Origin of the sequence: Enterobacter sp. 01-M-02-SI-ECC, from assembly GCF_047530595.1 — a bacterium.
In the GTDB taxonomy this organism is placed as follows: domain Bacteria; phylum Pseudomonadota; class Gammaproteobacteria; order Enterobacterales; family Enterobacteriaceae; genus Enterobacter; species Enterobacter cloacae_M.
This window is the reverse complement of the sequence record NZ_JBLKCZ010000001.1, coordinates 636809-642827: the sequence shown is the minus strand read 5'-3', so window position 1 is coordinate 642827 and position 6019 is coordinate 636809. Positions and strand designations below refer to the sequence as shown.

The window sequence follows — 6019 nt, the reverse complement described above, 5'->3', positions numbered from 1 at the left end:
CTGTTCGTCGGAAAAACGCTTCTTCATGGGGATGTCCTCATGTGGCTTATGAAGACATTACTAACATCGGGGTGTACTAATCAACGGGGAGCAGGTCAACGGAGGCTAATGCTAATACAAAAAGTGTGTTTTTCATCCTTTTTCACACAATTACATAATCTCGAATAAAATACTAATTATATCAATAGACTACACATTGCATAGAGAACTAAAGAAGGTCTTGACCGAGCAAGGAAGGTAGGTAAAAGTTAGGCGGTTGCAACAGATATTCGTAAGCGACTTCTGGAAGCCAATATGAAGAGGTCTCAGCCAAGCAAAAAGTGGGATTAAGTCTTCCTACGATTAAAGGGAACTGGAACATGCATCAAGAATGACGGGCACGTTCCAACAACCCAAAAACAAGACCGCGAGCGAAGCGAGTTCCGTCAAGCGAAGCGAAGACGGATAGTTAGCGTTGATTAAAAAACATACGGAAATGTACTGTTTTTTCTATATATAAAATATAAATATTATAAACAGTACATAGTACACAGACACTCACTACGTTCGTGTCCCTCGCTGCGCTCGGAATTTTGAAGTAATGTATGAATGTATCAGCATAGCAACTATAGTTGAACTATCATGCATCTGACCGAAGCATAAAGTTAACCAGGAACAAATCATGCCTTAAAACGCTCTGAGCGAGGCTGTAAGCGATTTTCATGATATGGGTAATGCGATTGCATACCTTGGAAAGAAAAACGCGCTACGGGCTTCCTGTGCGATATTTACGAATTCAGTACTTTGCTACTCAATTTTGATGTTGAGTACATGCGCGTTCCCTTCCCTGTTTGCGCTTTACCGCGTTCTTTTGCCAGGTAAGAAAGCCAGAATACCGGACCTTCGAGTGATGAAGGATGTTCACGATGAATGACGTAGTGATCGGGATAGTCTTTAGTGGCTTTAGCCAAGTTTACCAGCGTTGCTTTACCACCTGTCAGTTTCATCCAGATTTCCGTAATAATACCAGCGATCCCTCTTTCTGGCGTTCCAAACCATCTTACCGAACGATGTGGAAGTGCAATCCAGCAATGGTAATGGGGTTGTGAAGCCTTTTCCTGTTCGCAAACCCAACCGTAAGCAAAATCGATAATAGGTTCCGATAAACCGTTATTCCCAGACCCTAGGCAGTCACGTAATCGTTTGAACAAGTTGCGTATGTATTTGTTACCTGCTTCAACAGAAGTGAACTCAGGGAGGTGGAGATCAAAACGGGTAAGGAACACTCGACTGTAGAGCTTCAGGATTGCGTTCAGTTCGTTGATTGTTGAAATAAGTATGTCATGACGAACACCAGAGCCGATTCTTGTGTTAATCCGGTATGCATGACCATCATGAACAAAGGAGTTGCCATTAATTGTTTTGTAACGTCCGTGTTCATGGTAGACGGTACGAAAACTTGTTGCCGATAAAACCGACGATTCGAATAGGGTTTGTGATTGTTGCATCATTGTTAAATTAACCTTTTTGTACTCAGAAAGAGATCACACCCCCTACATAGTTACTACCTAAAACCACGGTAAAACGATGGCATTTGCGATAGCGCAAAGCCGCCTTGCATCTGACGTTGGGGATGTTTTCGAGGAGAGAAATACTACGGAACAAAGTTTACGGAAATATTTATAATAACTCATTATCATATCAGAAGGAGTGAAAGGGGGCAACGGAAATCATGCCTTGATAAAAGAGGGATGATGATTGTGTGGGGTGTTGGTAACAACGGAGAAATTCAAAGGGATTTACAATCTTGTCTTTGGCTTCCTTCCGGTATACACAGTTGAGTGGGAGCTGTAATTTTCAACATTGCAGTAACCTGATTGTTCACAGTGTACATCGGCAAATATCAATTATACCCATTACACTTCAGTGAACACCGACGGCAACGTGATCGACTTCGTGGTGTTCGGGATCCTGCACGGCCTGTCCACCAAGTGGTACCTGGTGCCGGTCGTGGCGGCTATCTGGTTTGCGGTTTACTACGGCATCTTCCGCTTCGCCATCACCCGCTTTAACCTGAAAACGCCTGGCCGCGATACCGATACGGCGAGCAGCGTTGAACAGGCGGTTGCCGGGACCGTGGGCAAATCCGGCTACAACACACCGGCCATTCTGGCGGCGCTGGGCGGTGCGGATAACATCACCTCGCTCGATAACTGCATCACCCGCCTGCGTCTGTCGGTGGCGGATATGTCAAAAGTGGATACCAACGCCCTGAAAGCCAACCGGGCCATCGGCGTGGTACAGTTAAATCAGCACAATTTGCAGGTGGTTATCGGCCCGCAGGTCCAGTCGGTGAAGGATGAGCTGGCAACCCTGATGCGAACAGTTGAAGCCTGATGCCTCAGCCCCCTCTCATGAGGGGGTTTTACTTTAAGGACTCACGTCATGTTTGATTTTTCTACCGTCGTGGATCGACACGGCACCTGGTGTACGCAGTGGGACTACGTCGCCGACCGCTTTGGCGCGGCCGATCTGCTGCCCTTCACCATCTCGGATATGGATTTCGCCACCGCGCCCTGCATTACCGACGCGCTGCATCAGCGCATTAATCACGGCGTGCTGGGCTACAGCCGCTGGAAGAACGAGGAGTTTCTCGCCGCCGTCGCGCACTGGTTCCAGCAGCGCTTTAACAGCACGATTGATACGGAAACCGTCGTTTATGGTCCTTCCGTTATCTACATGGTGTCAGAGCTGATTCGTCTCTGGTCACACCCAGGCGACGGCGTAGTGGTTCACACCCCGGCATACGACGCGTTTTACAAAGCTATTGAAGGGAATGCGCGTCATGTGGTGCCCGTGGAGATGGAAAAGCACGCCGCAGGCTGGCAGGGAAATATGGCTGCGCTGGAAGCGGCCCTGGCAAAACCTGAAAACAAAATTTTGCTGCTGTGCAGCCCGCAAAACCCAACCGGCAAGGTCTGGACGAGGGACGAGCTGACGCAGATGGCTGAACTGTGCGCACGCAATGACGTGGCGGTTATCAGCGATGAAATTCATATGGACATGGTGTGGGGAGAGCATCGTCACACGCCGTGGAGCGCGGTGGCGCGCGGCAAATGGGCGCTTCTCACCTCCGGCTCGAAAAGCTTTAATATTCCGGCGCTGACGGGCGCTTACGGCCTTATTGGTGATGAGGAGAGCCGTAACGGTTATCTCAGCGCACTAAAAGGCCGGGACGGGCTCTCTTCTCCTTCCGTGCTGGCGCTAACGGCGCATATCGCCGCCTATCAGCAGGGAGGGCCGTGGCTGGATGCCCTGCGGGGATATCTGGAAGAGAATCTGTTGTATATCGCGCAGGAAGTAAACCGCGCCTTTCCGAAACTGAACTGGCAGCCGCCCGAAGCGACCTACCTGGCCTGGATTGACCTGCGCCCGCTGAACATTGACGATCGGGCGCTGCAAAAAGTGCTAATCGAGCAGCAAAAAGTCGCCATCATGCCGGGATATACCTACGGCAAAGAGGGAAACGGCTTTGTTCGCCTGAACGCCGGCTGTCCACGCAGCAAGCTGGAACAAGGGGTGCAACGCCTCATTGCCGGGATTAACACGCTCCTGTAATCAATTTGCGCAACGGAATATTCCCTTGCGCAAATAGCTTTTTACCCCGTTTTGTTTTTATAATATGGCGCACTTTAACCAGAAAAGAGTGCGACCATGATTGATACACGCCTGCCTTTAACTGATATTCATCGTCACCTTGACGGTAACATTCGTGCCCAAACCATCCTCGATCTTGGCCGCCAGTTCAATTTAACGCTTCCTGCGCAGACGCTTGAGTCGCTGATCCCTCACGTACAGGTGACCTCCAATGAACCGGACCTGGTCAGCTTCCTGAGCAAACTCGACTGGGGCGTGAAGATGCTGGCCTCGCTGGATGCCTGCCGCCGCGTGGCGTTTGAAAACATTGAAGATGCGGCCCGTAACGGCCTGCATTACGTCGAGCTGCGCTTCTCGCCGGGCTATATGGCGATGACCCACAACCTGCCCGTTGCAGGCGTGGTGGAAGCCGTGATTGAAGGCGTCCGCGAAGGATGTAAAACCTTCGACGTTCAGGCCCGTCTGATTGGCATTATGAGCCGTACGTTCGGCGAAGCCGCCTGCCTGCAGGAGCTGGAAGCGCTGCTGGCCCATCGCGATGCCATCACCGCCGTCGATCTCGCCGGTGACGAGCTGGGCTTCCCGGGCAGTCTGTTCCTCTCCCACTTCAACCGCGCGCGCGATGCCGGCTGGCACATTACCGTGCATGCGGGTGAAGCGGCTGGCCCGGAAAGCATCTGGCAGGCCATCCGAGAGCTGGGCGCCGAGCGTATTGGTCACGGCGTGAAGGCGGTAGAAGATCGCGCCCTGATGGATTTCCTGGCGGAGCAGCGCATCGGGATTGAGTCATGCCTGACGTCTAACATTCAGACCAGCACCGTCGCAACGCTGGCGCATCATCCGCTGAAAACGTTCCTTGAACACGGCGTGCTGGCCTCGCTGAACACGGACGATCCGGCAGTACAGGGCGTGGATATCATCCACGAGTACAACATCGCCGCACCGCAGGCGGGGCTGAGCCGCGAGCAGATCCGTCAGGCGCAGATCAACGGGCTGGAGATCGCTTTCCTGACGCCTGAAGAGAAGCAGGCGCTTAAAGATAAAGTGGCTCGCGGTTGAGCATTTGCCGGGTGACGGCTACGCCTTACCCGGCCTACAAAAATATTTAAAATTATGCCAGACAGAGCGTGGCGCGATGTTTGGCAGATTCAATACCCAGCTCAATCAGCTCCATAATCTGAATCGCCTGGCTGGCCGGAACAGGATTTTCGCCCGTGCCGCTCAGCGCATCGCGGATGCCCGCGTAATAGGCCGGATAGTTGCCCGGGATCGTCAGCAAGGTCTCCTCTACCAGTTCCTCACCTTCCACCCGCGTTACCACGCCGTCGCGCATATCATAGCCCCAGTCTTCCTGCGGCAAACGTTCACCGCTTTTCAGCCGGTCCTCCTGCGGATCGAGGCCAAACTTCACGTAGCTCCCGCGCGTGCCGTGAATAATGTAGCGGGCCGATTCCGCGGCCGCGACCATCGTGCCGTGCAGCACAACCCGCCGCTGCGGGTAGCTGAGCACCGCGTGGAAGTAATCGGTCGTCTGCGCTCCGGGCCGGAGCTGGGCCAGATCGACCGTCATGCTCACCGGCAGACCAAAAAGATTGACCGCCTGATCCAGCAGATGCGGGGCTAAATCGTACCAGATGCCGCTGCCTGGACCAGCCTGCTCGCGCCAGCGGTTTCGTACCTGCGGACGGAAGCGGTCAAAGTGCGATTCAAAGAAGAGGATCTCCCCTAGCGTGCCTTCACTGAGAAGCCTTTTTACCGTCAGAAAGTCGCTGTCCCAGCGGCGGTTATGAAACACCGACAGCAGCCTGCCGAGACTCTTTGCCAGCGCATCCAGCTCGCGAGCCTGAGACAGCGTGACGGTAAAGGGCTTATCGACCACCACGTGTTTACCGGCCTCCAGCGCGGCCTTTGCCAGCGGAAAGTGGGTGTCGTTCGGGGTGGGGATAACGATTAAATCGATATTCGGATCGTTGAAAAGGTGTTTTGGCTCAGAGACAACCGGCACGGAAGGCCAGTCGGCATGGACTTTAGCGGCATCGCTGCTGGATACCGCAGCCAGGGTCATCCCCGGCATTCCGGCTATCAGAGGCGCATGAAACGTTTTGCTTGCATACCCGTAGCCGATAAGCCCAACGCGGATATTATCACTCATAGTGCCGTCCTCTTTTATGACGTTCTTATTTCACACTGGCTAGCCTGGCATTACCACAGATTAATAATGTGCCATATGACTTAAAATAGCAGGTTGTACGGGTTGTTTTTGTTACATAGTATTAACCCACTGATTTTGTTTAAGGGAACCGTTCCCAAAGCGCTTGCCGTCGGGGAAACGTCGCTGTAACATTTGCGACCTGTATTTATGGATAAAGTACAACTACGAATC

4 protein-coding genes and 1 pseudogene are annotated in these 6019 nt (G+C 52.5%); 3 read left to right on the top strand and 2 right to left on the bottom strand.

Translation table 11 applies throughout. The features are described from left to right. Positions 1-767: 767 nt before the first annotated feature. Positions 768-1490 carry a YagK/YfjJ domain-containing protein gene (locus ACMWLG_RS03200; protein WP_059368960.1) on the bottom strand — a complete coding sequence of 241 codons (723 nt, stop codon included), beginning with the start codon at positions 1488-1490 and terminating at the stop codon, positions 768-770. 418 nt (positions 1491-1908) lie between these two features. On the opposite strand from ACMWLG_RS03200, the pseudogene ACMWLG_RS03195 reads away from it, so the two are divergent. The 3 genes and pseudogenes from ACMWLG_RS03195 to add form a co-directional block, all read left to right on the top strand. Further along, a pseudogene (locus tag ACMWLG_RS03195) lies at positions 1909-2376 on the top strand (glucose PTS transporter subunit EIIB); the annotation flags it as partial. A 48-nt stretch (positions 2377-2424) separates the two neighbouring features. Continuing rightward, the gene (locus ACMWLG_RS03190; RefSeq protein WP_045401349.1) at positions 2425-3597 is read left to right on the top strand and encodes a MalY/PatB family protein; all 1173 of its coding nucleotides are present in this window, start codon (positions 2425-2427) and stop codon (positions 3595-3597) included. Positions 3598-3693: 96 nt separating this feature from the next. After that, the gene (add, locus tag ACMWLG_RS03185; RefSeq protein ID WP_045353860.1) at positions 3694-4695 is read left to right on the top strand and encodes an adenosine deaminase; all 1002 of its coding nucleotides are present in this window, start codon (positions 3694-3696) and stop codon (positions 4693-4695) included. A gap of 52 nt (positions 4696-4747) precedes the next feature. Here add and ACMWLG_RS03180 read toward each other — a convergent pair whose 3' ends face one another. Then, positions 4748-5788 carry an oxidoreductase gene (locus ACMWLG_RS03180; RefSeq protein ID WP_045401352.1) on the bottom strand — a complete coding sequence of 347 codons (1041 nt, stop codon included), beginning with the start codon at positions 5786-5788 and terminating at the stop codon, positions 4748-4750. Positions 5789-6019 lie beyond the last annotated feature (231 nt).